Origin of the sequence: Streptomyces sp. MI02-7b, from assembly GCF_033793585.1 — a bacterium.
Lineage (GTDB): Bacteria > Actinomycetota > Actinomycetes > Streptomycetales > Streptomycetaceae > Actinacidiphila.
In genome coordinates this window covers 12,725-39,425 of record NZ_JARAWX010000010.1, presented here as the reverse complement: position 1 = coordinate 39,425, position 26,701 = coordinate 12,725, and the positions used below count along the sequence as shown (strand labels likewise).

Below are 26,701 nucleotides of genomic sequence, written 5' to 3'. Positions count from 1 at the left end.
GGTGGTGGGTTCTCCGTGTCGTCGTGACATGCGTGAGGGGATGTGCGGGGGTGGGACGGGTCGTGCGCGGCGCGGCTCAGCGAGCGGCGGCGACGACCGGGGGCCCTCGGCGTACGACGGTGTGGAGCAGCAGCGGCAGCGCGGGCGCGACGGCGGCCGCGGGCACGAAGCGGCGGGCGGCGGCCCGCGGCCGGGCGGTGCCGCGGAAGGCGGCGACCGCGACGATCAGCGGCCGGAAGACGATGCGCAGCAGGCCGTGCAGCGCGGCCTCGCCGCGCCGCAGCCACCAGGCGGCGGCCAGGCCCACGGCGACGTGCACGACGAGCAGCAGCCAGGGCGAGGCCGAGTGGCCGGGGCTCCCGGCGGCGCCGGCGAGCGGGCCGCCGACGTCACCGCCGTGGCAGGCCAGGGCCTCGTTGATCGAGCGCCACGAGCCCGTGACGGGCCCGCCGGCCGGGCCGTAACAGGTCTGCTGTCCGGCCGTGAACAGCGTGTCCACGGCCAGTTCGAGCGGGACGAGGAGGCCGGCGATCGGCCAGTAGCCGCGCTCCCGGCCACCGAGGGCGTAGGCGACGGCGAAGACGCCGACGGCCGCCCCCGCCGTGGTCACCAGCGGCAGGGGCTCGTGCGAGAGCAGGATGTGGGCGGTCGCGGACAGCGTGACGCACAGCGCGGCGAAACACGCCGCGCGCAACGCCCTCAGCTGAGGCCCGGTCCCATCCATGGCGCTGAGTGTGCCATGCCGGTGGGTAAGCAATGCCTAAAGCCCCGAAAACCCGGGATCGCAGCCCCGATCACAGCCCCGGGAAACGGCCGTTGCGGAACAGGTCCACGAAGATCTGGTGGTCCTCGCGGGCCCGCGCCCCGTAGGAGTGGGCGAAGTCCACCAGCATCCCGGGGAAGCCCTCCTCGTCGCGCGCGATGGCCTCGTCGATCGCGTCCTCCGTCGAGAACGGCACCAGGGAGTGGCCGCTCTCGTCGTCCGCCGCCGCGTGCATGGCGGCCGTCGCCCGGCCGAGGTCGGCCACGACCGCCTCGATCTGGGCGGGGTCGTCGATGTCCGACCAGTCCAGGTCCACGGCGTACGGCGACACCTCGGCGACCAGTTGGCCGACACCGTCCAGCTCCGTCCAGCCCAGGTACGGGTCGGCGTGCGCCTGGAGCGCGCGCTGCGAGATCACCGTGCGGTGGCCCTCGTGCCGGAAGTAGGAGCGGACCGCCTCGTCGGTGATGTGCCGGGAGACCGCGGGGGTCTGGCCCTGCTTCATGTAGATCACGACGTCGTTCTCCAGGGCGTCGGTGTGCCCCTCGAGGAGGAGGTTGTACGAGGGCAGGCCCGCGCTGCCGATGCCGACGCCGCGGCGGCCGACCACGTCCTTGACCCGGTGGCTGTCGGGGTTGATCAGGCTGGTCTCCGGCAGCGTCTCCAGGTACCCCTCGAAGGCCCGCAGCACCTTGGCGCGGGTCGCCTCGTCCAGCTCGACGGCGCCGCCGTCGGGGGTGAAGCGGCGGTCCCACTCGCGGATCTCGGTCATCGAGTCCAGCAGGCCCACCCGGGTCTGGGCGCGCGCGTGGCGCAGTGCGTCCAGCAACGTGCCCTCCGCGGTGTCCAGGGTGAGCGAGGGCACGGCCTCGTCCTGGGCGAGGGCACGGATGCGCTCGCGGTAGGCGGTGGCATAGGTGCGCACCAGGCCGGAGATCACGTCGTCGGCCAGCGCCTTGCTGTAGCCGATCAGCGCGATGGAGGCGGCGAAGCGCTGCAGGTCCCAGGTGAAGGGGCCGACGTAGGCCTCGTCGAAGTCGTTGACGTTGAAGATCAGCCGGCCGTTGGCGTCCAGGTAGGTGCCGAAGTTCTCGGCGTGCAGGTCCCCGTGGATCCACACCCGGGAGGTGCGCTCGTCCACGAAGGGGCTGCCGTCCTTCTCCTCGGCGAGGTCGGCGTAGTACAGGCAGGCCGTGCCGCGGTAGAACGCGAACGCCGAGGCCGCCATCTTGCGGAACTTGACCCGGAAGGCCGCCGGATCCGCCGCGAGCAGCTCGCCGAAGGCGGTCCCGAAGACCTCGACGATCCGCTCCCCGCGCTGCTCGTCACTCGTGAGACCTGTGGCCATCTGTCCTGCGCCTCCTGGCTGTACGTGTGTCGGCTCCCCGTCGACGGGTCAACGCAGGAGCGTACGCCCGCGTCACCGGGCCGGGCCCCCGGCGGGACGTGATATTCGCGTCACCGACGCCGCTGGTCCAGCCGGGCACTTACCGCTCGCGCCGGGCGTTGTGGGGGGCGATGAACACCACCAGGGGGCGGGACACCACACGCGGCCGCAGCGTCCGCCGCACCGTTTTCGGGCTGCTCGTGATCGGCGCCCTCGTACTGGCGGCCGTGGCCTGGCCCACGCTCTCCGCCCAAGTGCGGGCGGCCAACTGGCCCGAGGAGGCCCCCCAGGGCCCCGACCACATCACCGCGCGCATGAAGGCCGTCCGCGACGCCGTCGTCAAGGAGTTCGGCCCCCGCGGCCTCCGCGGCGCCCCCGGCTGCTACCGCGAGGACGGCGGCATCGCCGGCGGCGGCGAACACCCCCTGGGCCGTGCCTGCGACTTCATGCTCATGCCCGCCGGCCACAAGGTCACCGGCAGACCCGAGGCCCTCGGCGACGACATCGTCGCCTGGGTCCGCGAGCACGCGGACGAATTCGGCATATGGTACGTGATCTACGAACAGCACATATGGTCCAGCCGCCTCCCCCAGCAGGGCTGGAAGCTCATGGAGGACCGCGGCTCCATCACCCAGAACCACTTCGACCACGTGCACATATCGGTCTACTGAGCCGCCTGCCGGGTGGGCCGCTGCTCCGGACGGAACGGCCCGCCGATCAGCGGTGGCGCTGTCACTGGTTGTCAACGTTGGTCAGCGCTGGTCCACCTTCCACGGCCCAGGGACGGCCCGGCGACGATGCTCAACTTGCAGGGCGACACCCCTTTAGGAGTTCGTTCGTGGCCACGTGGGCGCTGGCGCGTTGACACTGAACCGGCTCTGCGCTGGTCCCCTGTTGCCGCCAAGGTCCTCATGTGTACGGCACTGTTGCCGTCATCTTCTGCCGTCAGGAGCCACAGAGCACCCGCATCCCGTTCGGGCTGGCCAGATCTGGTCAGCCGCTGGGTATCGGCGCCAGGCCCTCGATGAACTGGGTGCTCTCCAGAAATTCCGGAGTCAGTCGGATCCCGGTGACGCGCTCGGCGAGAGCGAAGGTGGCAGCGGTGACCACGTCCAGGCCATCTGAGCTTCCTTCCTCCGTGGCGAAGCCCACCTCGCGCATGGCTGTCACCAAGCTCTCGGGGTCGCTGCCGTCTCGGTAGTAGGCAAACAGCGGCTCGAAGTGCAGCCTTAGCTTGCCGTGCTCGAACCAGTTGAAATGATCGACCGCGTTGACGTTCCGAAAGTGGGACACCACCGTGCCCCCGGCCGACAGATGCGACAGGGCTCCGTCGAGCGTCCCTATGTAGCCGTTGGGTTCCACCATCACCGTCCAGCCGTGGAGGGGCGCCACTCCGAGGTAACCATGGGTGCCCTCGTGCACCTGGGCCGTTTCGTAGGCGTGCTCGTCCAGCGTTGCCACTCCAATGCCGTGCCCTCGCACCTCAGCCCTAAGTACTTGGAGCACCTTCACTGGCGTGATCCCGCGGACCAGCGTGATGCAGTACGCCTCGGCAAGACGGGCAAAGTCCGCTTCGAACCAGCGGTAATCGTCGGCGGTGGCATTCGTCATGGCGCAAGCGTCCCACCCTCGGATCTGCTGGCATGCGTCCTGGCCGAACCTCGCGGCTGACACGTTGCCTGCAGATGTCGTTCACCGGGCCGCCGCGCCGGCCTGCATGGCGTCTGGGGCCCCCAACGTCGCCGCCGACACCTGCCTTGTCAGTTCTGGCCAAGCCCGGGTGCGACCTGTCGGAAGGCTCCTATTGGAGCGGCCTACTGACCGCCCGATGCGGCACAGAACAAGTCCTGCGCGCCCCTCAGCGAGGATCGCACGTTCGCGTTCTCTGAGCTGGGCCGGCATCCGCGAATAATGTGGTCGCCCATTGCACGAGACTGCCTCTACGCTCGCCGAAGCGGGATCGCGCGGTCCCGTAGGTTGCGGCGCCGTGGCAGAGCGGTCGATTGCGATCGTCGTAGGGGAGGTCCCTCCTGCGACGACTCCAGTGCGGGTCCGGGCGGCCCTTGCCCTACCTTGCGCGCGGGTTCGAATCCCGTCGGCGCCGCACCCGACCGTTCCCATCGGCACGAGAGGACAGTGGCCCGGTCCGAGGCCAGCGTCGTTGCTGATCCCTGACTTGTAAGTTCAGCCCGGCTCCACGCTGCCTGCTGCCGACGACTCGGGCGACGGCCGGAGCGATTCACTCCTCGACGCCGTATCAACGGAGGTCGATAAGGTTCTTGGGCAGCCGATCCGCCAGGCGGGCACAGCGGTGAATCTCACCTGAGCTTGGGAATCACCGGGCTTCTGGGCCTCGACTACAGCCTGACCTGCGAGAACGGGTTCCAGGGTGTAGCGGAGGCTCTCCCTGACACCCGCTGTTGACCGTGGCTTGCCGCTCCCGCGGGCACGGACCGGGCACGGGGCCCTCAACCCCCGTAGCGGTTTCGGAGGTCCGACGTGACCCGCGACATGATGCCCGTTGCCTGCTGCGGGGGCATCTCCGCCAATGGCATCTCCACTTGGGGATCATAGGCAGTCAGGCCGGTCTCCTTCTCCACGATCGCGGAGAGGCCAAAGACCTTGCCGAGCACCGTTGCGGCACCGTCCCCGACGTGCCAGTAGGGCACGGTGATGCTGACCTCGTCACCGAACACTGAAAGGTCGACACCAGTACCGGAGTGGCTCAGGTCCCGCGACTCCTGCTCATCCTCCGCGATCTCCACATCGCCGAGCAGGGTTCGGGCCTGCGGCACTATTCGCTGCCATGCTGCGAGGAGCTCAGCGGGGATGGGCCCGCTGTCTTGGGCTGCGTCCTCCATGGCCTCCAGGACCTCATCCCAGGACTGGCCGTCGCGTCGGCTCAGAAAGTAGATGTCGTAGCTCACCGCAAGATCGTAGGGCCACCGCTCCTCGTTGCCGACAGCAGTGGCGGCCGTCGTGGCAGCGATGGCAACGAGGACATCCGGGCGACGGTGTCCGCTGTTTCGGGTGGCCGGCGAAGGTACACCGATGAGTTCCGCCGGTAGGGCCGGTCCCTCCGTACGTACGCCGTCGAGCCACCGACTGGAGACCCACCATGACGACTCCCGCACACCCCGGCCGCATGCTGTTCGTCAACATCCCCGTAGCGGACCTCGAGCGCAGCAAGGCGTTCTTCGCCGAGCTCGGGTTCGGCTTCAACCCGAACTTCACCGACAAGACCGCCGCCTGCATGCCGGTCGGCGAGCATGCCTTCGTCATGCTGCTGAGCCGCGAGAAGTTCGCGGAGTTCGCGAAACTGCCGATGGCCGACCCCACCACGCACACGCTGGCGTTGTACTGCTTCAGCGTGTCGTCCCGCGACCAGGTCGACGTGGTCAGCGCCGCCGCGCTCGCGGCGGGCGGCTCCGAGGCGGACGGCGCCGAGGACTACGGCTTCATGTACTCACGCAGCTTCTTCGATCTCGACGGCCACGGCTGGCAGGTCATGTGGATGGACCCGGCAGCGGCGGAGCAGGGCCCCGAGGCGTTCACGGCCTCCACGCAGGACGCCGGCACCCCGGCCTGACCCCCCACCACTGCGGAGGCTGGCGGCAAAAGGGTCGTCCCGGCAGCCCCACATCACCACCGCCCGAAGGCACCGGACCGTGACCGGTCCGGTGCCTTCTCGCTGGCGCCCGGCAGGGCCAGAACCGCGGCACCCGCTTCCTCCCCCGCCCCACGAGAGCGGCAGGGCGACGCCCTCGTGGCCCTCTCGACACGAACGGACGGCGCTACGGGCCTCACATGGATGCCCTGGCGATGACGCCTTCGATCTCGTCTCGGCCGAACGCTCGCATGGTCGTGCTGCGGACGTTGCCCGCCTCGCCGAGCTGGAGGAGCGCGGCGGCTGCCGTTTCGTCGTCGGGTGCTTCAAGGACCGCCACGAGGTCGTACGAACCGACGGTCCAGTACATGGTCACGAGCCTGGCGCCGAGCCTTTCGAGCGCGGCCGCGAACGCGTCGGCACGGGTCGCCGTGTCCTTGCAGGCGCGAATGCCCTGCTCGGTCCAGTTCAGCAGCGAGATGTAGGTCGGCACGGATACTCACCTCGACATAGTCGGGCATCCCCCCACCAGCCTAATTTTCGGCACCCGAGGTCGCATCCGGCGACGGGCATCCCCGTCCCGTACACGGTGATGACGCCTACCGCGCGTCCTGCCGGTCGCGCCGGCTGCCGCACGAGCACGCGGCGGCCGCCGGCTCGGACTGCTCGTCGACGCCGCAGCAAGCGGGCGGCGCGGTGTCGGCGTCGGCCTTGACGACGTAGACCTCCCAGGGCTCCTTACCGGGGCCGGTGACCCAGACCTTGTCCTGGAGGGCGTAGCAGCAGGAGGTGTCGTTCTCCTCGAAGGTCGCCAGACCCGCTTCCCGGAGTCGGCCGGTGGCCGCGGCAACCTGTCCGGTGGACTCGACCTCGACGCCGAGGTGGTCCAGCCGGGTGTCCCGGCCGTCCCCGCCCTCGATCAGGACGAGCTTGAGCGGGGGCTCGGTGATGGCGAAGTTGGCGTAGCCGGGGCGGAGTTTGGCGGGCTCGGCGCCGAAGAGCCGGGAGTAGAAGGCGATGGAGCCCTCGAGGTCGGGGACGCGCAGGGCGAGCTGAACACGGGACATGGCGATCTCCCTCATCAGGTTCTGTATCGACAGTTGTCGATACAGCTCGACGGATCCGAGGTTGCCACCTGATTCGACAAGCGTCAACATAGACACATGTCGAAATCAGAGCTGACCGTGCTGGGTCAGGACGATCAAGCGGCGTGCTGCTCGCCGATGGTCCGGGAACCGCTCGGCGAGGCGGACGCCGTCGATCTGGCGCGCATGTTCAAGGCGCTGGCGGATCCGGTGCGGCTGCGGCTGCTGTCGCTGATCGCCTCCTACGAGGGCGGCGAAGCCTGCGTATGCGACCTGACCGGGCCCTTCGACGTGTCCCAACCGACCATCTCGCACCACTTGAAGGTGCTGCGGGAAGCAGGCCTCGTGGGCTCGGAGCGGCGCGGGACCTGGGTCTACTACTGGGTGCTGCCCGTCGCGCTCGCACGCCTGTCCTCGCTCCTGCGGACCCCGGCCGAGTCGGCCGGGGCCGGGGCCGGGGCCTGCTGATGAACTCAGGTTCTCCACTCGGTCGCCGTGCCGCCGGGGAGTTCATCGGCACGGCCGCTCTCGTCGCGGTCGTGGTGGGCTCCGGCATCCAGGCCACCGAACTCTCCCGCGACGTGGGCGTGCAGCTGCTCGCCAACTCGCTGGCCACCGTGTTCGGCCTGGGTGCGCTCGTCGCGCTGCTGGGTCCGGTCTCCGGCGCGCACTTCAACCCGGTGGTCACCCTCGTCGCCTGGTGGACCGGCCGCGCCACCGACGACGGACCGGCCCCGCGCGATGTCGCGGCCTACCTGTCCGCCCAGACCGCCGGCGCCATCGGCGGGTCCATGCTGGCGAACGCGATGTTCGCCGAACCCCTGGTGCGCTTCTCCACCCATGACCGGTCCGCCGGGCACCTGTGGCTGGGCGAGGTCGTGGCGACCGCGGGTCTGGTCCTGCTCGTCCTCGGTCTCGGCCGTACCGGGCAGCAGCGCGTCGGCCCGGCCGCGGTCGCCTGCTACATCGGCGCGGCCTACTGGTTCACCTCCTCCACCAGCTTCGCCAATCCCGCCGTGACGATCGGCCGCGCCTTCTCCGACACCTTCGCCGGCATCGCCCCCACCTCCGTGACGCCTTTCATCGCCGCCCAGTTGGCGGGCGCCGCCATCGGCCTCGCGCTGGCCGCCGTCCTCTTCGGCCCCTCCGCCCGGGCCGCACCCGCGGCGGCCGCCGCGTCCCCTGGCGAACCCGAACTCCTCACCACCAGCCACTGAACAAGGAAGACTTGTGAGTACTCCCGCCGTCCCGTCCGTGCTGTTCGTCTGCGTGCACAACGCCGGCCGCTCCCAGATGGCCGCCGCCTTCCTCACCCACCTCGCCGGCGACCGCGTCGAGGTCCGCTCGGCCGGCTCCGCCCCCGCCGACACGGTCAACCCCGCGGTGGTCGACGCCATGAAGGAGGCCGGCATCGACATCTCCGCCGAAGTGCCCAAGGTGCTCACCACCGAAGCCGTGCAGGCCTCCGACGTGGTGGTCACCATGGGCTGCGGCGACACCTGCCCCGTCTTCCCCGGCAAGCGCTACCTCGACTGGACGCTCGACGACCCCGCCGGCCAGGGCGTCGACGCCGTCCGCCCCATCCGCGACCAGATCGAACAGCGCATCAAGGGCCTGCTCACCGAACTCGGCGTCGACACGCGCGCGTGAATGCCGGCCTCCCCGGTGCGGCACTCTCGTACCCTGCGTCCGCCTCCTCTCTGCGCCCGCCCGCGGGGAAATCACGTGTCGCCGCGGACGGCCGGACCTCTAGCCTGTGCCGCATGCATCAGCCCCCACGACGCGACCGCCGCCCGGCGCGCCGCGCGCGACCGGAGCCGATCCGGCGACAGGCATCGCGGCTCACGGTCATGGGGGCCGATGTCGTGGTGGTCGGCTACTTCTCCGCGAAGGAGAAGGACTTCGTCACGCTCATGAACACGGCGGCCACCGGACTGGCGGTTCGCGGCGCTCGGGTCGTCGGGCAGATCGTGCAACGACGAGGGGTCTCGGACGGCGGGGTGCAGAAGATGGCTCTGCCCTTTTCCTCGCGGACCCTGCTGAGCCACGGGAAGGTCCTCGATGTGGCCGAGGCCTGCGAGCGGGCGGACGCCGATGCGGCGGTCTTCGTGGCCGCTTTGAGCGGCCGTCAGCAGCGCGCGTTGACAGCGCTGCTCGGCTGCCCCGCGGTGAGCCTCCCCGAGATCCTCGCCGCCGGCTGACCGGCGTCATCCGATGGATCTTCCGGAATTTCTCGCCGAGGCCGTGAGCGTCCTCAAAGCCCCGCTGGACCCTGCCGACCGCGAACAGGGCTGGACCGACGACCTGCGTCGGGAGATCCAGGAGGAGATCTCGATCAGCCGCTCGGTCCTGCGGCGCCACGGTGCTTGGGCGGTCCGGTATCTGCGTCCTCGCCTCGACGCGTGGATGGCGCGCGAACTCGTCCGGCCGGGGCGCCTCCACGACGTGGTCATGGGAGTGCAGACCCGCATCACGCAGGCGCGCGACGCGGCCCGCCACCCGGCCGGTGGGAGCTGAGCCCGGCCATGTGCTCGTTCCGCCGCGACTACTCGCCGCGGGGGATGCGGACGAAGCCCTCCGTCCACGTGTCCTCGTCGAGGAGATACGGGACGATCAGGGAGCATTCAGGTTCTCCGCGGAACCCCGGTAGGACGTGCGCGCGACGGACGCGCTCCTCGGCTCTCTGCTCGGTCGGGTAGATGCCCAGGAGCTTCACGTCATCGCCGTCCTGCTCGTCGATGTGGAGGCTGCCGCTCTCGTCGACGTGCACCGTGGCGCCGTCGGGGCCGGCCTCGTTCTGATGGCCGACGTGCCGGAGCGGACAGACGATCACGTGGGCACGGTACATCGGCGACCGCGTCCACGGCGTCCCCCGGGAGCGTCGCACTCGGAGAGCCCCAACTCCCCGCCCGTCCCGACCCGTCGCTCTAGGATCCACGGGTGCCCACGACAGAGATCATGACGACCAGTGAGCGACCCGACCTGTATCAGCAGGCCAAGGCCGCGCTCCGCGACGTTTGGCCGACTTTTGTCCTGCACGACCCGTTCTCGAAGAACTACCGGCGTCGTGCGACGACCTGCTTTCCCCGTTTCGACGTGCTGCTGGTGCAGGACGGCAAGGTGGTCGCCAACGCCGCGGGCGTGGCCCTGCGCTGGGACGGGAACGTGGACACGCTGCCGTCCGGCTACGACGGCGCCCTGGAGCAGGCGGTGACGGAGGACGAGGCGTCCGTCGCGCCCGACACTCTGTGCATCATGGCCGCCACCGTGCTGCCCGGCCACTCGGGCCGCGGGCTGGCCGGGGAGGCACTCACCGCGCTGCGCCGACGCGCTGTCGAAGCCGGGCTGCGACGCGTGATCGCTCCCGTGCGGCCGGCCCTCAAGGCGAGGTATCCCCTGACCTCGATGGAGGACTTCGCCCGCTGGACGCGTGACGACGGCCTGCACCTCGATCCGTGGATCCGCACCCACCAGCGCCTCGGGGCGACCGTTCTCGCCCCCGCCCCGCGTTCCATGGTCATCCCTGGGACCGTCGCGCAGTGGGAGCAGTGGACCTCGATGGCCTTCCCCCAGACCGGGCGCTATGTCGTTCCGGACGCCCTCGATCCCGTCGAGATCGATCGCGAGCGGGACCAGGGCGTCTACGCCGAGACCAATCTGTGGATGCGGCACCTCTAGAACGTGCGCGGGGGGGCGGGGAACCTGGGCATCGGCTGCGAGACGTCGTGGCGCGCGGTCCGGGACGTCGGGCCCGAGGAGGCGGCGGACGCGCTCGGCCTGCGGCAGGGGGTCTTCGGGGCCGGGCCCGTCGCCGCGTGGACGATCTCCCACAGCCGCATCGGTCTTCCGTCGGGCCCGACGCGACCGACGCGACCGACGCGACCGACGCGACCGAACCCGGCTTCCCCGACTGGCCGGTCGCTGAGCACACGGCCCGGCGAGGGGCCAGTTCTCCACCACCGACCGCATCGGCGAGTTCCACACCGGGGCCAGGGCCGACGCCGGTGAACCGACCCGCCTGCTCCTGCATCGGGGAACGGGACGACATCCCCCTCGGCATCCCGGACGATGCCGTTGTCCGCCCGGGCGTCCGCGGGTTCCCGACGGGAGCCGAGTCGCCGGGCGCCGGGGCCCGGGACACGGCGCCCTCACGCCATGGCGACGAATCCGCCCCGGGACCGGCCACCGGTGAACAGCTCGTCCCAGTCGATCTCCCCGGGCAGTGCGTCGAAGGAGTCGAGGGAGACGACGACGGCTCCGCCGGCCTGTTCCACGGCGCCGCACCACCGGGCCATGTCCTCGGCCTCCTCCTGCGACCGGGCGCCCTGCACGAGGCATCCCGCGTCTCCGGGGCCGTCCACCACCGACATGGTGAGCCGCGGCATGATCCGCCACTCGGGACACGACGGCATGCGGCCCTCGGGCGCGTGCAGCACCGGCAGGCCGTCGTGGATCGGGGCCTCGGCCAGCAGGAGCAACGGAACGGGGCCCAGGACGAAGTGGGTCTTCTCGCGAGTCATCAGCACGCGCCGACTCTACGTTCGCCCCCGGCCCGGTCACGCGTGGCCACGCCTGGCCGCGGGGCGAGTCCCCCCACGGGTAGGGGATGTTGTGCGGCGTGAGCGAGTTGTACGACAAGCGGTCACCGTGGGCCTGCTCCCGGCGGGCCTGTTCGATGAGGAGGCCGTCGGCGTTCTCCGTGCGGGAGGCGCCGCGGCGCAGGAGCTCGACGACCGGAAACGTCCCGAAGAACGCCGGCCACAGCGGCTCTCCCCCCTGTCAGCCCTTGGTGGCCCCATCGCAGGTCCCGGGCCGCCCGGGCCGCCCGGCGCGTCAGGGGCAGATCCAGCAGTAGAGGCGGCGTCCGCCGGACGAGGCGCGGCCGGCCAGGGCGGCCAGGTCCTTGAGGAAGCGGCCGCGGGCGTGGGGGTCCAACTCGCCGCGGGAGGACCCGGAGACGGCCGGGGTGCGCGAGGTGCGGGCCCAGCCGACGGCGACGTCGTCGAGGAGGCGGGGGTCGAAGGCCGCGAGGGCGTCGCGGAAGGTGTCGGTGAGGGAGACGGCGACGACCTGGCCGTCCCCGGCCATGCCGACGAGGGCGCCGCGGCGGGGGTCTGTCTGGACGTCCTCGGCGGCGCGGCCGGTGATCAGCACCTCGGCGGGGAGGAGTTCGAGCACCGGGTCGACACCCTTGATCACCAGCTGGTCGTAGTCGGGGGCGAGGGCCGCGCCGTCGTCGTGGACCTCGGCACGGACCACGGCGCGGACCGCGTCCCGGTCGTCACCGGCGGAGTAGTAGCCGTAGAGAACACCCATGGCCGGATGATCCCATCCGGCACTGACAACGCCGTGTGCGAGCAGGGCAGTTGCCCGTCCCGAGCCCTCAGCCCCCGGTCACTCCGCGTCCGCCGCGATGTCGGCGAGGAAGTCCAGGGCGATCGCCCACGCACGCTCGGCGGCCTCGGCGTCGTAGTCGTCGAGACCGGGGTCGGTGAACAGGTGGCCCGCGCCGCGGTAGCGGTGGACCTCCACGTCGGCGCCCGCCTTGCGCATGCGCAGGTACCAGGCGTTCAGCCAGTCGTCGGGCTCGAAGGGGTCCGGCTCGGCGACGTGCAGCTGGACGGGCATGTCGGTGGCCGCGTCGTCGGCGATGTCGGAGGTGCCGTGCAGCAGCAGGAGGCCGCGGGCCTTGTCGTCGGCGAGGGCGAGGTTCTGCGCGATGGAGCCGCCGAGGGAGAAGCCCGCGTAGACCAGCCCGCGCTCGGAGAGCGGTCCCGAGACGGTGACGGCCCGCATCAGCAGCTCGTCGCGGCCGATCTCGTCCTTGATGGCCATGCCCTCTTCGACGGTTTCGGCGGTGCGGCCCTCGTACAGGTCGGGCACGTGCACCTCGTGCCCGGCTGCGCGCAGCCGGTCGGCGGCGGCGTGCACGGCGGGGCGGAGCCCGTAGGCCGAGTGGAAGAGCACGATGGTCATGCCGGAGGTCACAATTCACATCCCATAGGGGCCGCACGATCGGGGTACGGGCTCCATCATGCCCGTTACCGTCGAAACCATGGACTCCGTCGTACGGCCGCTGGGCGTGGTGGGCGGCTCCCTCATCGTGACTCTGGCCGTGGGCTGGGCCGTCGACCACGCGCTGCGCCGCGCCGACGCCCGTCATCCCGAGACCCCTCTGTGGCAGTTGCTGCGGCGCGCCCGGCTGCCGCTCCAACTGGTGATCTGCAGCTCGCTGCTGCGGGGTTCCTACGAGCAGGCGCACCTCGCCCGCGGCCACACCCGGGCGATCGGCCAGGTGCTGACCCTGGTACTGATCGGGGCCTGCGCCTGGCTGGTGGTCCGGGTGGCGGCGGCCGTCGTGGAGGCCTCGTACTCGCGGTACGCCTCCGGGGCGCAGGACGCGGCGAGGGTGCGCCGGGTGCGCACCCAGGTGTCGCTGATCCAGCGGGTGGTGTCGGCGGTGGTGGGTGTCGTCGCGGTGGCGGCGATGCTGCTGACGTTCCCGGCGATGCGCGGCTTCGGCGCCTCCATGCTGGCCTCCGCGGGTCTGATCGGCATCGTCGCCGGTATCGCCGCCCAGTCGACGCTGGGGAACCTGTTCGCCGGGCTGCAGATCGCCTTCGGCGACATGGTGCGGATCGGCGACGCCGTGGTGGTGGAGGGCGAGTGGGGGACGGTCGAGGAGATCACCCTCACCTACCTCGTGGTCCGCACCTGGGACGAGCGGCGGATCACCATGCCGGTGTCGTACTTCACCAGCAAGCCGTTCGAGAACTGGTCGCGCGGCACCGCCCGGATGACGGGCACCGTCTACTTCCACCTGGACCACACCACTCCGGTGGACCTGATGCGCGAACGGCTGCTGCAGGTCCTCAAGGAGTGCGAGCAGTGGGACGGCCGCGCCTGGGGGCTGGTGGTGACGGACACCACCCCGTCCACGATCCAGGTGCGGGCGCTGGCCACGGCGAAGGACGCGGACGACATCTGGACGGTGCGCTGCGTGGTGCGCGAGCAGATGATCGAGTGGCTGCGCCGCGAGCACCCGTACGCCCTGCCCCGCATCAACACGGCCCCGGCGCCGGGGCTCGCCGACGCTCCGGACCGGCAGCAGGCGACGCCGGGCGCGAGCGACATCGGGCCGGGTCCGGGGGCCCGCTAGCGGGCCCCGGGGGGCGCCCGCGACCCCTAGCGGGACACCCGCAGGCTGCGGACGTCGAGCTGGCGCAGCACCCGGTCGACGATCTCCGGGTCGTAGCCGGGTTCGCTGCGCGCCGCGAGGACCTCGTGCCGGGCCGCGGAGAGCATGTCCCGCTGGACGCGTTCGAGGGTCCTGATGCGGCTCACCCGCGCGGTGTGCCGGTCGCGCTTGTCGTCGTCGACGATGTCGGGGCAGATCCGCGCCCCGACGTCGAAGGCCCGGCGGTGCAGGAGTTCGGAGACCTCCTCGGGGAAGCTCTCGGTCGCCTCGACCTCCTTCAGCCGTTGCTTGGCCGCCGCCATGGCGCGCAGCGCGAGCAGCATCTCCATGTCGTGCTCGATCTGGGTGTCGCTGCTGACCCCGAGCCGTCTGACGACCCACGGCAGGGTGAGGCCCTGGAGGACCAGGGTGGTCAGGACGACGGAGAACGCGATGAAGAGGATCTCGTCGCGGGCCGGGAAGGGGTCGCCGTTGTCGATGGTGTGCGGGATGGCCAGGGCCAGCGCGACGGACGCCACGCCGCGCATGCCGGACCACCACATGACGACGGTCTCCCGCCCGCTCATGGGGATGTCCTCGTCCAGGTCGCGCCGTTTGTGCAGCTTCCTGGCGGCGTATGCCGCGGGCAGCAGGTAGGCGAGCCGGACGACGATCACGGCGCCGACGACGAGTGCCGCGTGGCCGACCATCGTCCCCCAGCGGCCGGCCCCGACTCCGAAGACGTTGTGCAGCTCCAGGCCGATGAGGCCGAAGGCGACGCCGGTGACCAGGGTGTCGACGACCTCCCAGAAGGTGGCGCCGACCAGTCGCCCCGTCACGTCGTCGGCGTCCACGGCGTGCTCGGCCAGGAAGAGCGCCGTGGTGAGCACGGCGAGGACGCCCGAGCCGTGCGCCTCGTCGGCGATGGCGTACGCCGCGAAGGGGACCAGCAGCGACAGCCCGATCTGGAGGGTCGGGTCGCCGACGACCCCCATCAGCTTGGAGGCCATCCAGCCCAGGGCGAAGCCGACCACGACCGCGACGACCGCCGACAGCAGCAGCTCGCCGAGTGCCTCGGGCCAGGAGAACGAGCCGGTGACGGCCGCGGCGACGGCCACGTTGTAGACCACGATCGCGGTGACGTCGTTGAACAGCCCCTCGCCCTCCAGGGTGGAGATCATGCGCCGGGGCAGGCCGAGCCGCCCGGCCACGGCGGTGGCCGCCACGGGGTCCGGAGGGGCGACGAGCGCGCCGAGCGCGACGGCGCCGGCCAGGGAGATCCCGGGGAGGACGGCGTTCGCGATGCCGCCCACGGCCGCCGTGGTGATGAGCACCAGGGCGACGGCGAGCAGGAAGATCGCCCTCTTGTTGGCGGCGAACTGCCGCCACGAGGTGCGCTGCACGGAGGCGTAGAGCAGCGGCGGCAGCACGAGCGGCAGGATGAGCGCCGGGTTGATCTGCACGTTGGGCACGAACGGCAGCAGGGCCAGGACGACCCCGAGCAGTGTCATGAGAACGGGCGACGGCAGCCCCAGCCGGTCGCCCAGCGGGACCATGATGATGGCCGCGAGCATCAGGGCGAAGAACAGCGCGAGTTGATCCACGCCCCTAGCGTGACATGTCCGCGGAGCCCACTCGGGTCAGCGCGTCACAGCGCGCGCCTCATGGAACGGTGGGCGATGCCCGCCTCCTCGTACTCCTCGCCGAAGGGCTCGTAGCCCAGGCGCTCGTAGAAGCCGAGGGCGTGGACCTGCGCGTGCAGTTCGACGACGCGCAGCCCCAGCAGCCGGGCCTGCTCCTCCACGGCCCGCACCAGTGCCGCTCCCACGCCCAGCCCGCGGGCCCGCGACAGCACCGCGAGACGGCCCAGGACGCCGGTGCCGTCCGCGCCGGGGAGCAGCCGGCCGGCGCCCAGCGCGCCGTCGGGACCGATCGCCACCACATGGACGGCGGTCGCGTCGAACTCGTCGTACTCCAGGTCTGCGGGCACCTTCTGCTCCAGCACGAAGACCTCGTGCCGTACGGCGAAGTACGCCTTCAGGTCGTCGGGGCCCTCGGGCACCCGGATCGTGTACGCCTCAGGCACTGTCGCCCCGCACGATGTCGAGGGCGTGCTGGAGGTCCTCGGGGTAGTCGCTCTCGAACTCGACCCAGCGGCCGTCCCCGGGGTGCGTGAAGCCCAGGCGCACGGCGTGCAGCCACTGGCGCCCGAGCTCCAGCCGTTTGGCGATCGTCGGGTCGGCGCCGTAGGTGAGGTCGCCGACACAGGGGTGGCGGTGCGCGGCCATGTGCACGCGGATCTGGTGGGTGCGGCCGGTCTCCAGCTTGATGTCCAGCAGCGAGGCCGCGCGGAACGCCTCGACCAGGTCGTAGTGCGTGACGCTGGGCTTGCCGTCCGCGGTGACGGCCCACTTGTAGTCGTGGGTGGGGTGGCGGCCGATCGGCGCGTCGATGGTGCCGCTGAGCGGGTCGGGGTGGCCCTGGACGAGGGCGTGGTAGCGCTTGTCGACGGTGCGCTCGCGGAACTGCTGCTTGAGGTCGCTGTAGGCGATCTCCGACTTGGCCACGGCCATGAGCCCGGAGGTGCCGACGTCCAGCCGGTGCACGATGCCCTGGCGCTCGGCGGCGCCGGAGGTGGAGATCCGGTAGCCGGCCGCGGCCAGCCCGCCGATGACGGTGGTGCCGGTCCAGCCAGGGCTGGGGTGCGCCGCCACGCCGACCGGCTTGTCGATGACGACCACGTGCTCGTCGTCGTGGACGATGCGCATGCCCGGCACCGGCTCCGCGACGATCTCCACGGGACGCGGCGGGGCGGGCAGCTCGACCTCCAGCCAGGCGCCGCCGGAGACGCGGTCGGACTTCCCGGCGGTGCTGCCGTCGATCGTCACCTTCCCCGCCGCCGCCAGCTCGGCGGCCTTGGTCCGGGAGAATCCGAACATACGGGCGATGGCGGCGTCGACACGTTCGCCTTCGAGACCGTCGGGAACAGGGAGGGACCGAACTTCGGCAGACATACTCACCTGGTCGAGTATGCCGGATGGGTGACCGGCGCTTTCCCGCTCACGCGTTCCGGCCCCTCCCGGCGGCCGGGCGGCCGCGTCAGTCCTTGTGGACGGTGCCGTCCGGGTCGAGGCCGCGGAAGGACAGCAGGACGATCAGGATGCCGCCGCAGACGATCGCCGAGTCGGCGAGGTTGAAGACCGCGAAGTGGGCGGGCGCTACGAAGTCGACCACGTGCCCCTGCAGAAAGCCCGGCGCCCGGAACACCCGGTCGGTGAGGTTGCCGAAGGCGCCGCCGAGGAGCAGCCCGAGCGCGATCGCCCACGGCACGCTGTGCAGCTTCCGCGCGATGCGGGCGATCACGACGATCACCGTGACCGCGATCACGGTGAACACGATCGTCATGCCCTGCCCGAAGCCGAAGGCCGCGCCCGCGTTGCGGACCGCTTCCAGGCGCAGGTAGGAGCCGATCACGTCGATCGGCTCATGCCCCTCCAGGCGCGTCACCACCCAGATCTTGGAGAGCAGGTCCAGGGCGTACGCCAGCGCCGCCACGCCGAGCAGCACGGCGATGCGCCGCGGTCCCTTGGGGACGGTCACGTCCGTGCCGCCGGTCGGCTCGTCCGCCGTGTCCGTCGCCGTCTCCTGTGCCTTCGCCATGTGAGTCCTTCAGCCCCGATGTCCCGGCCAGGCCTGATCCTGACGCTGACGAGGTTACGGCACACACGTCCGAACAGCGGGGGCGGCCGGGCGCGGCCCCCGCGAAAACTCAGTAGCGACGCTCCTGTCGCTGCTTGCAGTCGACGCAGAGCGTGGCCCTGGGGAAGGCCTGCATGCGCGCCTTGCCGATGGGCTTGCCGCAGGACTCGCAGAGCCCGTACGTGCCGGAGTCGAGCCGTTCCAGTGCGTGCTCGGTCTGGGCGAGCATCTCGCGGGCGTTGGCGGTGAGCGCCATCTCGTGCTCGCGGGTGATGTTCTTGGTGCCGGTGTCGGCCTGGTCGTCCCCCGCGCCGTCACCGGAGTCGCGCAGCAGGCCGGTGATGGCGTCCTCCGAGGTCGTGATCTCCGTCCGCAGCCGGCCCATCTCGGCCAGCAGCTCGGCGCGCGCCGCGTCCACCTCCTCGGCGGACCAGGGCTCCTCGTCGGGCCGGACCGCCAGGTCGCCCGGGGCCACGACGCCGGTCGGCCGGGCGATGCGCGCCGTGGGCACCGCGGAGGCGGGTCCCCCTGTTGCGGCCGTACCGGCCGCGGTCTTCTTCGCTACCACCTTCTTGGCTCCCTTTTTCGTGGCCTTCGCGGTCGTGCCGGCGTTCGCCGGCCCGGACTCCTCGGCGGGCTCGGCCGTCCGGCCCGCCTTCACGGTCTTCTTCGGCGGGGCGGCCTTCTTGGCCGCCGGCGCCTTCTCCGCCGCGGGGGCGGTCTTCTTCGCCGGGGGCGCGGTCTTGCGCGCCGCGCGTCCCGTCGCCGTACCGGCCTTGCCCGACTGGCCCTTGGTGCGTGCGGGCGCCGTCGTCGTGGTCTTGTCAGCCTCCGCCACGGCAGCTCTCTTCCCTGCGGCCTGAGCCGCGGTCTTCCGCGTGCCTTCCGCGGTCTGCTTCACGGCACCCGCCGTCTTCTTGGCGGGCGGCCTCACGGACGCCCCCTTCGAGGATGCCGCCTTTGTGACGGATTCCGCTTTTCCGGAGGACGCCGCCTTTTTCCCGCCGCCCTGCGAAACCGTCGTGGGGGCGGTCGTGGCCAGTGGCTTCGCGCGGCTCTTCGCGGGGGTCTTCGCGGGCGCCTGCACAGCGGCCGGTGCCTTGGTGCGGGATGCCGGGGACGCGGCCGTGCCGGACTTCCCGGCCCTGGCCGCCTTCCCGGCCCTGGCCGCCTTCCCGGCCGCGGCGGCCTTCCCGCGTGCGGGCGCGGAGAGGGCGGGGCGTTCGGGGGCGACCCCGGGTGCGGCCTTCCCGCGGTCCGCGGAAGCGCCCACAGGTGTCGCCTTCTTCGCCGTCGCCTTCTTCGTGGCGGTGGTCTTCTTCCCCACCATGGTCGCGGCCCCTTCACATATTGTGATCTTGCTCGCGAATCGTGCCGGAACGATAAATCGGCTCCGGACCCGCGGCAACGGGGCACGCCGCCGGATTCGCCCGCCTTGCCCGGCCGGGAGGCAGGTCTGCATCCGTTGTGCCCAGCTCTCCGCCAGGTATTCCGGTACCAACCGGTAACGAGGTGCGCACCGGGCCATTCGGGTCACTCCCGCCCCGCGGAAAACCCGGCCGACACGGCGCCCCCCGGCCCCGTACACTGGGCGGAGCGAAAGGCGTGGAAGGGGACGAGTAGCGCCGCACGCAGCCCATAGCGACCCGGGGGCGGTGGAAGCCCGGGGGTGTGCGCGACGTGAAGATCACCCCCGAGCCGCCGGAAGAAAGCCCGCGAGGGCGAGTAGAACCGGCAGCGCGACCCCAATGAGGGGGCTGCGGAACGACCCCGCGAGGGGCCGCCCGCCGCCAAGGAGGGTGGTACCGCGGGACCGGCGCAGCAACCGGCTCTCGTCCCTCCGACGGAATACGCACGCACCAATGACGTGTCCGCCGGAGGCAGAATCCGATGACGCAGTACCGCCAGGTCCCCGCCCAGGTCGACCTGCCCGCGCTGGAGCACGACGTGCTCGCGTTCTGGCAGGACAACAAGGTCTTCGCCCGCTCGCTGGAGCAGACCCGGGGCAAGCCCGAATGGGTCTTCTACGAAGGCCCCCCGACCGCCAACGGCATGCCCGGCGCGCACCACATCGAGGCCCGCGTCTTCAAGGACGTCTTCCCCCGCTTCAAGACCATGCAGGGCCACCACGTGACCCGCAAGGCCGGCTGGGACTGCCACGGCCTCCCGGTGGAGCTCGCCGTCGAGAAGGAGCTCGGCTTCACCGGCAAGAAGGACATCGAGGCGTACGGCATCGCCGAGTTCAACGCCAAGTGCCGGGAGTCGGTGACCCGCCACACCGACGCCTTCGCCGAGTTGACGACCCGTATGGGCTACTGGGTCGACCTCGACGAGGCCTACCGCACGATGGACCCCGAGTACATCGAGTCCGTCTGGTGGTCGCTGAAGCAGATCTTCGACAAGGGCCTGCTCGTCCAGGACCACCGCGTGGCGCCCTGGTGCCCGCGCTGCGGCACCGGCCTGTCCGACCACGAACTCGCCCAGGGCTACGAGACCGTGGTGGATCCCTCGGTGTTCGTGCGCTTCCCGCTCACGTCCGGTCCGCTGGCCGGTGACGCCGCGCTCCTGGTGTGGACGACCACGCCCTGGACGCTGGTGTCCAACACCGCTGTCGCGGCCCACCCCGACGTCACCTACGTCGTCGCGACCGACGGCACGGAGCGGCTGGTCGTCGCCGAACCGCTGCTCGGCAAGGCGCTCGGCGAGGGCTGGGAGGCCACCGGGCAGTCCTTCACCGGCCGCGAGATGGAGCGCTGGACGTACGACCGGCCCTTCGGCCTCGTGGAGATCGAGGGCGCCCACTTCGTCGTCAACGCCGAGTACGTGACGACCGAGGACGGAACGGGTCTGGTCCACCAGTCGCCCGCGTTCGGTGAGGACGACCTCAGGACCTGCCGCGCCTACGGCCTGCCGGTGGTCAACCCGGTGCGCCCCGACGGCACCTTCGAGGAGGAACTGGAGCTCGTCGGCGGCCAGTTCTTCAAGAAGGCCGACGAGGCCCTGGTGGCCGACCTCCAGGAGCGCGGCCTGCTCTTCCGGCACCTGCCGTACGAGCACAGCTACCCGCACTGCTGGCGCTGCCACACCGCGCTGCTCTACTACGCGCAGCCGTCCTGGTACATCCGCACGACCGCGGTCAAGGACGCGCTGCTGCGCGAGAACGAGCGCACCAACTGGTACCCGGAGGCGGTCAAGCACGGCCGCTTCGGCGACTGGCTGAACAACAACATCGACTGGGCGCTGTCCCGGAACCGCTACTGGGGCACCCCGCTGCCCATCTGGCGCTGCGCGGAGGGCCACCTCACCTGCGTCGGCTCGCTGGCCGAGCTGTCGGAACTGACCGGCGCCGACCAGACCGGCCTCGATCCGCACCGGCCCTTCATCGACGACGTCACCTTCGCCTGCCCGCAGTGCTCGGCCCCCTCCGAGCGCGTGCCCGAGGTCATCGACGCCTGGTACGACTCGGGCTCCATGCCGTTCGCGCAGTGGGGCTACCCGTACCGCAACAAGGAGGTGTTCGAGGGCGCATACCCCGCGCAGTTCATCTCCGAGGCGATCGACCAGACCCGCGGCTGGTTCTACACGCTGATGGCGGTCGGCACCCTGGTCTTCGACCGGAACGCCTACGAGAACGTGGTCTGCCTGGGCCACATCCTCGCCGAGGACGGCCGGAAGATGTCCAAGCACCTGGGCAACATCCTGCAGCCCATCCCGCTCATGGACCAGCACGGCGCCGACGCCGTGCGCTGGTTCATGGCGGCCGGCGGCTCGCCCTGGGCGGCGCGACGGGTCGGCCACGGCACGATCCAGGAGGTCGTCCGCAAGACGCTGCTGACCTACTGGAACACCGTCGCCTTCCAGGCGCTGTACGCCCGCACCGCCGGCTGGGCCCCCGGCGGCGCCGACCCGGCGCCCGCCGACCGGCCGCTGCTCGACCGCTGGCTGCTCGGCGAACTCGGCACCCTGGTGCGGGATGTCACCGGCGCGCTCGAGTCGTACGACACCCAGCGGGCCGGCAAGCTGCTCTCCTCCTTCGTGGACGACCTGTCCAACTGGTACGTCCGCCGCTCCCGTCGCCGCTTCTGGCAGGGCGACCCGGCGGCGCTGCGCACGCTGCACGACGTCGTGGAGACCGTGACCCGGCTGATGGCGCCCCTGGTGCCGTTCATCACCGAGCGCGTCTGGCAGGACCTGGTCGTCCCGGTCACCCCGGGGGCACCGGAGTCCGTGCACCTGGCGAGCTGGCCGACGGTGGACGAGGCGCTCGTCGACCCCGCCCTGTCCGAGCAGATGGCCCTCGTACGGCGTCTGGTGGAGCTGGGCCGGGCCACCCGGGCGGAATCCGGCGTCAAGACCCGTCAGCCCCTCTCGCGGGCGCTCGTGGCCGCGGCGGGCTTCGAGTCGCTGGGCGGGGAACTGCGGGCGCAGATCGCGGAGGAGCTGAACGTCGTCTCCCTGGCGTCCCTCAGCGAGGTCGGCGGCTCCCTGGTGGACACCACGGCCAAGGCCAACTTCCGCGCGCTGGGCAAGCGCTTCGGCAAGGGCGTCCAGGCGGTCGCCAAGGCCATCGCGGAGTGCGAGGCGGCCGCGCTCTCGCTCGGTCTGCGCGAGGGCACGGCCACCGTCGTGGTGGACGGCGAGCCGGTCGCCCTCTCGGCCGAGGAAGTGATCATCACGGAGACCCCGCGCGAGGGCTGGTCGGTCGCCTCCGACTCCGGCGCGACCGTAGCGCTGGACCTGGAGGTCACCCCGCAGCTGCGACGGGCGGGACTGGCCCGTGACGTGATCCGGCTCGTCCAGGAGGCGCGCAAGAACAGCGGCCTGGACGTCGCCGACCGCATCGCGCTGCGCTGGGCCGCCGCGGACGCCGAGCTGGTCTCGGCGCTGGAGGAGCACGCGGGACTCGTCGCGGACGAGGTCCTCGCGACGGACTTCGCCTCCGGCGGCCCCGAGGACGGCTACGGGCCCGCCTTCACCGACGAGGCCCTCGGCCTCACCTTCCACCTGCGCAAGCGGTGAGCATGCACCGGAAGCCCGGCGGGCCCGCTTAGCCCATCCGGGTACCGGGAAGGCCGAACCGCCCCCGTCCACGTCACCGTGGGCGGGGGCGGTTTCCTCGTGCGCGCGACGTCCGCGGGCAGGGGCTTGCGGGAGGCACAAAAGGGCCGGGCCCCGAGGGAAGCGATTCCCTGGGGGCCCGGCCCTGTGTGGTGCCGTGGTGCGCGTCGTGCGAGCGGCCGGCGCCTGTGCGCGACTAGTTGTCGTCCTCGTCGATGAGGAACCCGCGCATCGGCGTGGGCGCCTGCTGCAGCGGAGCCGGCCCCTGCGGCCGGACCGGTGCCATCGGCTGGGTCATGGCGGGGGACATCTGCTGCTGGCCGCCGTAGGTGGGGTTCGGGCCGCCGTGGCCGCCCATGCCCTGACCGCCGTAGCTCTGGCCACCGCCCATGGTGCCGGCTCCGGCCGTGGCCATGCCGCCGCCCATGGTGCCGCCACCCATACCGCCGCCCATGCCGCCGGAACCGGAGGACAGGGAGGGGGCCGCGGAGGTCCGCGGCGGGGCGAGCGAGTCATCGGCCTGGTTCTCCAGCTGGCGCAGCTGGCTCTCCAGGTACGACTTCAGACGGGTGCGGTACTCGCGCTCGAAGCCGCGCAGGTCCTCGACCTTGCGCTCCAGCGTGGCGCGGGCGGACTCCAGGGAGCCCATCGCCACGCGGTGCTTCTCCTGCGCGTCCCGCTCGAGCGCGTCCGCCTTGGCGCGGGCGTCGCGTTCCAGACCCTCGGCGCGGCTGCGGGCCTCGCCGACGATCTTGTTGGCCTCGGCGCGCGCCTCGGCGATCGCCTGGTCGGCCGTCTGCTGGGCGAGCGAGAGCACACGGGCGGCGCTGTCGCCGCCGGGGCCCTGCTGCTGCATGGGGTGGCCGCCCTGCATGGGGCCCTGCTGCTGCATGGGGTGCTGCCCCATGTGGCCGGGACCCTGCTGCTGCATCGGGTGCTGGCCCATCGGACCGGGACCCTGCTGCTGCATGGGGTGGCCGCCCTGCATGGGGCCCTGCTGCTGCATGGGGTGCTGCCCCATGTGGCCCTGCTGAGCGCTGGGCCCGGCGGGCAGGGCGAGGCCACTGCCGGGTCCCTGGGGGCCGCCCATCTGCTGCGGCGGCACCGGCTGCGGTCCGGATATGGCGGCGGGCACGGGGGCACCGGGGCCGCCGCGGCCGTCCTGCGGCTCGGGCTTGCGCATGCCCTGCTGCTGGTTCTGGGCGGCGGCGCGGGTGGCCGCCGCCAGCTTCGCCCGCAGGTCCTCGTTCTCGCGCAGCAGCCTGGTCAGTTCCGCCTCGACCTCGTCGAGGAAGGCGTCCACCTCGTCCTCGTCATAGCCTTCTCGGAGGCGGACGGTCGTGAACTGCTTGTTCCGCACGTCCTCGGGGGTCAGTGGCATCTCTTCACCTCAACGTGATCGTCGACATATCGGGAGCCCGCATCGGTCATCTCAAGCCCCCCACGACGGTGAGCAGGATGTACACGATGATCATCAATACGAAGAAGGACAGGTCGAGCGCCACGCCCCCGAGACGCAGCGGCGGAATGAACCGCCGCAGAAGCTTGAGTGGCGGATCGGTGACAGTGTAGGTGGTCTCCAGGACGACCACCATGGGCTTCCCAGGCTGCCACGATCGGGCGAACTGGAAGACATAGTCCATCACCAACCGGAAGATCAGGACAAGCAGGAAGCACATCAACGCGATCCACAGCACCTGGAGTGCGATGTCCATCGCGCGTCCCTCTCCTCTGCCTGTTCGTGGGCCTCGCGGCCGGTTTCGTGCGGTTGCGTATCTCAGCTCTGATTGAAGAACCCGCCCTCGGCGATGCGGGCCTTGTCCTCCGCCGTGACATCGACGTTAGCAGGCGACAGCAGAAACACCTTCTGCGTCACCCGCTCGATGCTCCCGTGCAGACCGAAGACCAGACCGGCGGCGAAGTCGACAAGTCGCTTTGCGTCCGTGTCGTCCATCTCCGTCAGATTCATGATCACCGGGGTGCCCTCGCGGAAGTGTTCCCCGATGGTACGGGCTTCGTTGTACGTCCGGGGGTGGAGTGTCGTGATCCGGTACGGCTCTCGTTCGGACACGACCTTAGGCATGATCACCGGTGCGTTCTTCTCCAGGCTATGGCGTTCTTGTGTGATGGATGCCACTGGGGCGATCCGCGGTTCCCGAGGGACCGGCGGGTGCACGAGGCGTGCCGGCTCTTCCGGTTGCGTCTGGTGCGGTGGCTGGTGGGACGGGTGCGGCTGGTGCGACCGGCGGGGACGCTCCGGCTCCGGCTCGGGCTCGAACTCGTCGTCCGGGTCGAATCCCGGGCCGTCGTACCCGTCGTCCTCCACGAGGCCGAGGTAGACCGCCATCTTGCGCATCGCGCCGGCCATGCTCTGCGTCCTCTCAGCGGGGAAAGACCATATTTTTTGTGTGGTCCGACTTGGTTGGTGACGTTACCGGAGCCCGGTCCGGACTCCGAGTACCGCGCTACCGATGCGTACGTGTGTCGCACCTGCGGCAACGGCCTCTTCGAGGTCCGCGCTCATCCCTGCCGAGACCATGTTCGCAGCAGGATGCATCTCGCGCAGGCAGGATGAGATTTCCGCCAGCCGGTCGAACGCGGCGCGCGGTTGACCGGCGTAGGCCCCGGCCAGCGGCGCTACCGTCATCAGGCCGTCAAGTCGCAGGCCCGGAGCGGCAGTCACCGCTTCGGCGATCCCTTCGACGGCATCCGGTGCGATTCCGCCGCGGGTACCCTGGGCCCCCGACTCGGCGTCCAGCGCGACCTGGACCAGGCAGCCCAGTTCACGGTCGGCCCGCGGCGACTTCATGACCGCGGCGGACAGCGCCTCGACCAGCCGGACCCGGTCCACCGAGTGCACGACATCGGCGTAACCGACCACCGAACGCACCTTGTTGGTCTGCAACTGGCCCACGAAGTGCCAGGTGAGCGGCAGGTCCCCGCAGGCCCCGGCCTTGGGCGCGGCATCCTGGTCGCGGTTCTCGGCGACCTGGCGGACGCCGAGTTCCGACAGGATCCGGACGTCACTGGCGGGATAGGTCTTGGTGACCACGATCAGGGTCACCTCGTCCCGGGCCCGGCCGGCCGCCGCGCACGCCGCGGCGATCCGCTGCTCGACCCGGGCGAGATTCGCCGCGAGTTCGGCCCGTCGTTCTTCCGTTCGGTCAGTCATCGCGTGCGTCGCTCACTGGTCGCCGTCCAGCCAGACATATCCGGCGAGCCGCCCGGTCGTGCGCTCGCGGCGGTAGGAGAAGTGGTCGCCCGACTCCATGGTGCAGATATGTGATTTCTCACCCGCGGGAACGCCGAGACGGACGAGTTGGGCGTGCACCCCGGCGGCGACGTCGACGGAGGGGGTGCCCCAGCTGGTGGTGGCCCGGGCCTCGGGGACCGCCGAGGCGACGTCCTCCCGCATCTGCTCGGGCACTTCGTAGCACGCTCCGCAGACCGACGGCCCGGTGACGGCGGTGATCCGCTCCGGCCTGGCGCCGAGTCCGACCATCGCCTCGACTGCCGCCGGGACGACCCCCGCGACCAGTCCCGGCCGGCCGGCGTGCGCCGCGGCGACGACTCCGGCCTCGGTGTCGGCCAGCAGCACGGGGACGCAGTCGGCGACCAGTACCGCGAGCGCGAGGCCGGGCCGGGTGGTGACGATCGCGTCCACCTCCGGTACCCGGTGCTCATCCCACGGAGCGGCGACCACGGCCACGTCGTTGCCGTGCACCTGCTTCATCCACACCACGTGCGCCGGGTCCAGGCCCAGTTCACGGGCGGCGAGGCCGCGGTTGGACAGGACGGCGGCGGGGTCGTCGCCGACCGCACCGCCGAGATTGAGGCTGTCGTACGGAGCGGCGCTCACCCCGCCCCACCTGTCGGTGAAGGCGAAGTGGGCGCCGCCCGGACGTGCGTGGTTGTGCGTTATCAC

31 protein-coding genes and 1 tRNA gene are annotated in these 26,701 nt (G+C 71.2%); 12 read left to right on the top strand and 20 right to left on the bottom strand.

Translation table 11 applies throughout. The features are described from left to right. Positions 1-76: 76 nt before the first annotated feature. Positions 77-724: a hypothetical protein gene (locus PV364_RS18140; protein ID WP_319661075.1), complete on the bottom strand. Its 648-nt coding sequence runs from the start codon at positions 722-724 to the stop codon at positions 77-79. 70 nt (positions 725-794) lie between these two features. Further along, positions 795-2,111, bottom strand: a complete 1,317-nt coding sequence (locus tag PV364_RS18135; RefSeq protein WP_319661074.1) for a DUF2252 domain-containing protein — start codon at positions 2,109-2,111, stop codon at positions 795-797. 170 nt (positions 2,112-2,281) lie between these two features. Between PV364_RS18135 and PV364_RS18130 the strand changes: the two genes are divergently transcribed. Continuing rightward, positions 2,282-2,821 (top strand): hypothetical protein, encoded by a 540-nt coding sequence (locus PV364_RS18130; RefSeq protein WP_319661073.1) that lies wholly within the window; start codon positions 2,282-2,284, stop codon positions 2,819-2,821. Between the two features lie 322 nt (positions 2,822-3,143). Here the strand turns inward: PV364_RS18130 and PV364_RS18125 are convergent, their stop codons facing one another. Continuing rightward, on the bottom strand, positions 3,144-3,761 hold the full coding sequence (locus PV364_RS18125; protein ID WP_319661072.1) for a DUF6461 domain-containing protein: 618 nt from the start codon (positions 3,759-3,761) through the stop codon (positions 3,144-3,146). 370 nt (positions 3,762-4,131) lie between these two features. Here PV364_RS18125 and PV364_RS18120 point away from each other — a divergent pair. Continuing rightward, positions 4,132-4,254 (top strand) — tRNA-OTHER (locus PV364_RS18120). A 364-nt stretch (positions 4,255-4,618) separates the two neighbouring features. Here PV364_RS18120 and PV364_RS18115 read toward each other — a convergent pair. Continuing rightward, positions 4,619-5,077 (bottom strand): hypothetical protein, encoded by a 459-nt coding sequence (locus PV364_RS18115; protein ID WP_319661071.1) that lies wholly within the window; start codon positions 5,075-5,077, stop codon positions 4,619-4,621. A gap of 191 nt (positions 5,078-5,268) precedes the next feature. On the opposite strand from PV364_RS18115, the gene PV364_RS18110 reads away from it, so the two are divergent. Then, the gene (locus PV364_RS18110) at positions 5,269-5,739 is read left to right on the top strand and encodes a VOC family protein (RefSeq protein ID WP_319661070.1); all 471 of its coding nucleotides are present in this window, start codon (positions 5,269-5,271) and stop codon (positions 5,737-5,739) included. Positions 5,740-5,953: 214 nt separating this feature from the next. On the opposite strand, the gene PV364_RS18105 is transcribed toward PV364_RS18110, so the two are convergent. Both PV364_RS18105 and PV364_RS18100 read right to left on the bottom strand, forming a co-directional pair. Continuing rightward, complete coding sequence (locus PV364_RS18105; RefSeq protein WP_319661069.1) at positions 5,954-6,250, bottom strand: GYD domain-containing protein; 297 nt, start codon at positions 6,248-6,250, stop codon at positions 5,954-5,956. A 106-nt stretch (positions 6,251-6,356) separates the two neighbouring features. Beyond that, positions 6,357-6,824 (bottom strand): ArsI/CadI family heavy metal resistance metalloenzyme, encoded by a 468-nt coding sequence (locus PV364_RS18100; RefSeq protein WP_319661068.1) that lies wholly within the window; start codon positions 6,822-6,824, stop codon positions 6,357-6,359. 96 nt (positions 6,825-6,920) lie between these two features. Between PV364_RS18100 and PV364_RS18095 the strand changes: the two genes are divergently transcribed. The 5 genes from PV364_RS18095 to PV364_RS18075 all read left to right on the top strand — a co-directional run bounded on the left by PV364_RS18095 (position 6,921) and on the right by PV364_RS18075 (position 9,359). Next, positions 6,921-7,310: a metalloregulator ArsR/SmtB family transcription factor gene (locus PV364_RS18095; protein ID WP_319661067.1), complete on the top strand. Its 390-nt coding sequence runs from the start codon at positions 6,921-6,923 to the stop codon at positions 7,308-7,310. After that, positions 7,310-8,059: an aquaporin gene (locus PV364_RS18090; RefSeq protein WP_319661066.1), complete on the top strand. Its 750-nt coding sequence runs from the start codon at positions 7,310-7,312 to the stop codon at positions 8,057-8,059. Before PV364_RS18095 ends, PV364_RS18090 begins: the two co-directional genes overlap by 1 nt. Positions 8,060-8,072: 13 nt before the next feature. Beyond that, on the top strand, positions 8,073-8,492 hold the full coding sequence (locus tag PV364_RS18085) for an arsenate reductase ArsC (RefSeq protein WP_319661065.1): 420 nt from the start codon (positions 8,073-8,075) through the stop codon (positions 8,490-8,492). A gap of 200 nt (positions 8,493-8,692) precedes the next feature. Beyond that, entirely contained in the window at positions 8,693-9,043 is a 351-nt protein-coding gene (locus PV364_RS18080; protein WP_319661064.1) for a hypothetical protein, read from the top strand. Between the two features lie 13 nt (positions 9,044-9,056). Continuing rightward, positions 9,057-9,359, top strand: a complete 303-nt coding sequence (locus PV364_RS18075; RefSeq protein ID WP_319661063.1) for a hypothetical protein — start codon at positions 9,057-9,059, stop codon at positions 9,357-9,359. A gap of 28 nt (positions 9,360-9,387) precedes the next feature. Here PV364_RS18075 and PV364_RS18070 read toward each other — a convergent pair whose 3' ends face one another. Continuing rightward, the gene (locus tag PV364_RS18070; protein ID WP_319661062.1) at positions 9,388-9,675 is read right to left on the bottom strand and encodes a hypothetical protein; all 288 of its coding nucleotides are present in this window, start codon (positions 9,673-9,675) and stop codon (positions 9,388-9,390) included. 107 nt (positions 9,676-9,782) lie between these two features. Between PV364_RS18070 and PV364_RS18065 the strand changes: the two genes are divergently transcribed. Continuing rightward, complete coding sequence (locus tag PV364_RS18065) at positions 9,783-10,520, top strand: hypothetical protein (protein ID WP_319661061.1); 738 nt, start codon at positions 9,783-9,785, stop codon at positions 10,518-10,520. Between the two features lie 470 nt (positions 10,521-10,990). Here the strand turns inward: PV364_RS18065 and PV364_RS18060 are convergent, their stop codons facing one another. From PV364_RS18060 to PV364_RS18050, 3 genes are all read right to left on the bottom strand, one after another. Next, positions 10,991-11,362: a hypothetical protein gene (locus tag PV364_RS18060; RefSeq protein WP_319661310.1), complete on the bottom strand. Its 372-nt coding sequence runs from the start codon at positions 11,360-11,362 to the stop codon at positions 10,991-10,993. A 313-nt stretch (positions 11,363-11,675) separates the two neighbouring features. Continuing rightward, a complete protein-coding gene (locus tag PV364_RS18055) occupies positions 11,676-12,158 on the bottom strand; it encodes a hypothetical protein (protein ID WP_319661060.1) in 483 nt (160 codons plus the stop codon). Between the two features lie 78 nt (positions 12,159-12,236). Continuing rightward, on the bottom strand, positions 12,237-12,818 hold the full coding sequence (locus PV364_RS18050; RefSeq protein ID WP_319661059.1) for a dienelactone hydrolase family protein: 582 nt from the start codon (positions 12,816-12,818) through the stop codon (positions 12,237-12,239). Positions 12,819-12,897: 79 nt separating this feature from the next. Here PV364_RS18050 and PV364_RS18045 point away from each other — a divergent pair, with 79 nt between their 5' ends. Beyond that, positions 12,898-14,001, top strand: coding sequence for a mechanosensitive ion channel family protein (locus tag PV364_RS18045; RefSeq protein WP_319661058.1), 1,104 nt, complete (start codon positions 12,898-12,900; stop codon positions 13,999-14,001). Positions 14,002-14,027: 26 nt separating this feature from the next. Here the strand turns inward: PV364_RS18045 and PV364_RS18040 are convergent, their stop codons facing one another. From PV364_RS18040 to PV364_RS18020, 5 genes are all read right to left on the bottom strand, one after another. Next, complete coding sequence (locus tag PV364_RS18040) at positions 14,028-15,623, bottom strand: Na+/H+ antiporter (protein WP_319661057.1); 1,596 nt, start codon at positions 15,621-15,623, stop codon at positions 14,028-14,030. Between the two features lie 44 nt (positions 15,624-15,667). Next, positions 15,668-16,105: a GNAT family N-acetyltransferase gene (locus tag PV364_RS18035; RefSeq protein ID WP_319661056.1), complete on the bottom strand. Its 438-nt coding sequence runs from the start codon at positions 16,103-16,105 to the stop codon at positions 15,668-15,670. After that, positions 16,098-17,033: an RluA family pseudouridine synthase gene (locus tag PV364_RS18030; RefSeq protein ID WP_401974705.1), complete on the bottom strand. Its 936-nt coding sequence runs from the start codon at positions 17,031-17,033 to the stop codon at positions 16,098-16,100. The genes PV364_RS18035 and PV364_RS18030 overlap by 8 nt, the downstream gene beginning before the upstream one ends. Before the next feature lie 85 nt (positions 17,034-17,118). Further along, entirely contained in the window at positions 17,119-17,679 is a 561-nt protein-coding gene (lspA, locus tag PV364_RS18025) for a signal peptidase II (RefSeq protein WP_319661053.1), read from the bottom strand. Positions 17,680-17,788: 109 nt separating this feature from the next. Continuing rightward, entirely contained in the window at positions 17,789-18,556 is a 768-nt protein-coding gene (locus tag PV364_RS18020) for a TraR/DksA family transcriptional regulator (RefSeq protein ID WP_319661052.1), read from the bottom strand. A gap of 40 nt (positions 18,557-18,596) precedes the next feature. Here PV364_RS18020 and PV364_RS18015 point away from each other — a divergent pair, with 40 nt between their 5' ends. Beyond that, positions 18,597-19,226 (top strand): hypothetical protein, encoded by a 630-nt coding sequence (locus PV364_RS18015; protein ID WP_319661051.1) that lies wholly within the window; start codon positions 18,597-18,599, stop codon positions 19,224-19,226. A 382-nt stretch (positions 19,227-19,608) separates the two neighbouring features. Beyond that, positions 19,609-22,737 (top strand): isoleucine--tRNA ligase, encoded by a 3,129-nt coding sequence (ileS, locus tag PV364_RS18010; protein WP_319661050.1) that lies wholly within the window; start codon positions 19,609-19,611, stop codon positions 22,735-22,737. Positions 22,738-22,972: 235 nt separating this feature from the next. Here ileS and PV364_RS18005 read toward each other — a convergent pair whose 3' ends face one another. From PV364_RS18005 to pgeF, 5 genes are all read right to left on the bottom strand, one after another. Beyond that, positions 22,973-24,157 carry a DivIVA domain-containing protein gene (locus PV364_RS18005; protein ID WP_319661049.1) on the bottom strand — a complete coding sequence of 395 codons (1,185 nt, stop codon included), beginning with the start codon at positions 24,155-24,157 and terminating at the stop codon, positions 22,973-22,975. Between the two features lie 46 nt (positions 24,158-24,203). Beyond that, on the bottom strand, positions 24,204-24,491 hold the full coding sequence (locus PV364_RS18000; protein ID WP_319661048.1) for a YggT family protein: 288 nt from the start codon (positions 24,489-24,491) through the stop codon (positions 24,204-24,206). A gap of 62 nt (positions 24,492-24,553) precedes the next feature. Next, complete coding sequence (locus PV364_RS17995) at positions 24,554-25,144, bottom strand: cell division protein SepF (protein WP_319661047.1); 591 nt, start codon at positions 25,142-25,144, stop codon at positions 24,554-24,556. Between the two features lie 63 nt (positions 25,145-25,207). After that, a complete protein-coding gene (locus PV364_RS17990; RefSeq protein ID WP_319661046.1) occupies positions 25,208-25,948 on the bottom strand; it encodes a YggS family pyridoxal phosphate-dependent enzyme in 741 nt (246 codons plus the stop codon). Positions 25,949-25,960: 12 nt separating this feature from the next. Beyond that, positions 25,961-26,698 carry a peptidoglycan editing factor PgeF gene (pgeF, locus tag PV364_RS17985; protein WP_319661309.1) on the bottom strand — a complete coding sequence of 246 codons (738 nt, stop codon included), beginning with the start codon at positions 26,696-26,698 and terminating at the stop codon, positions 25,961-25,963. Positions 26,699-26,701: the final 3 nt, after the last annotated feature.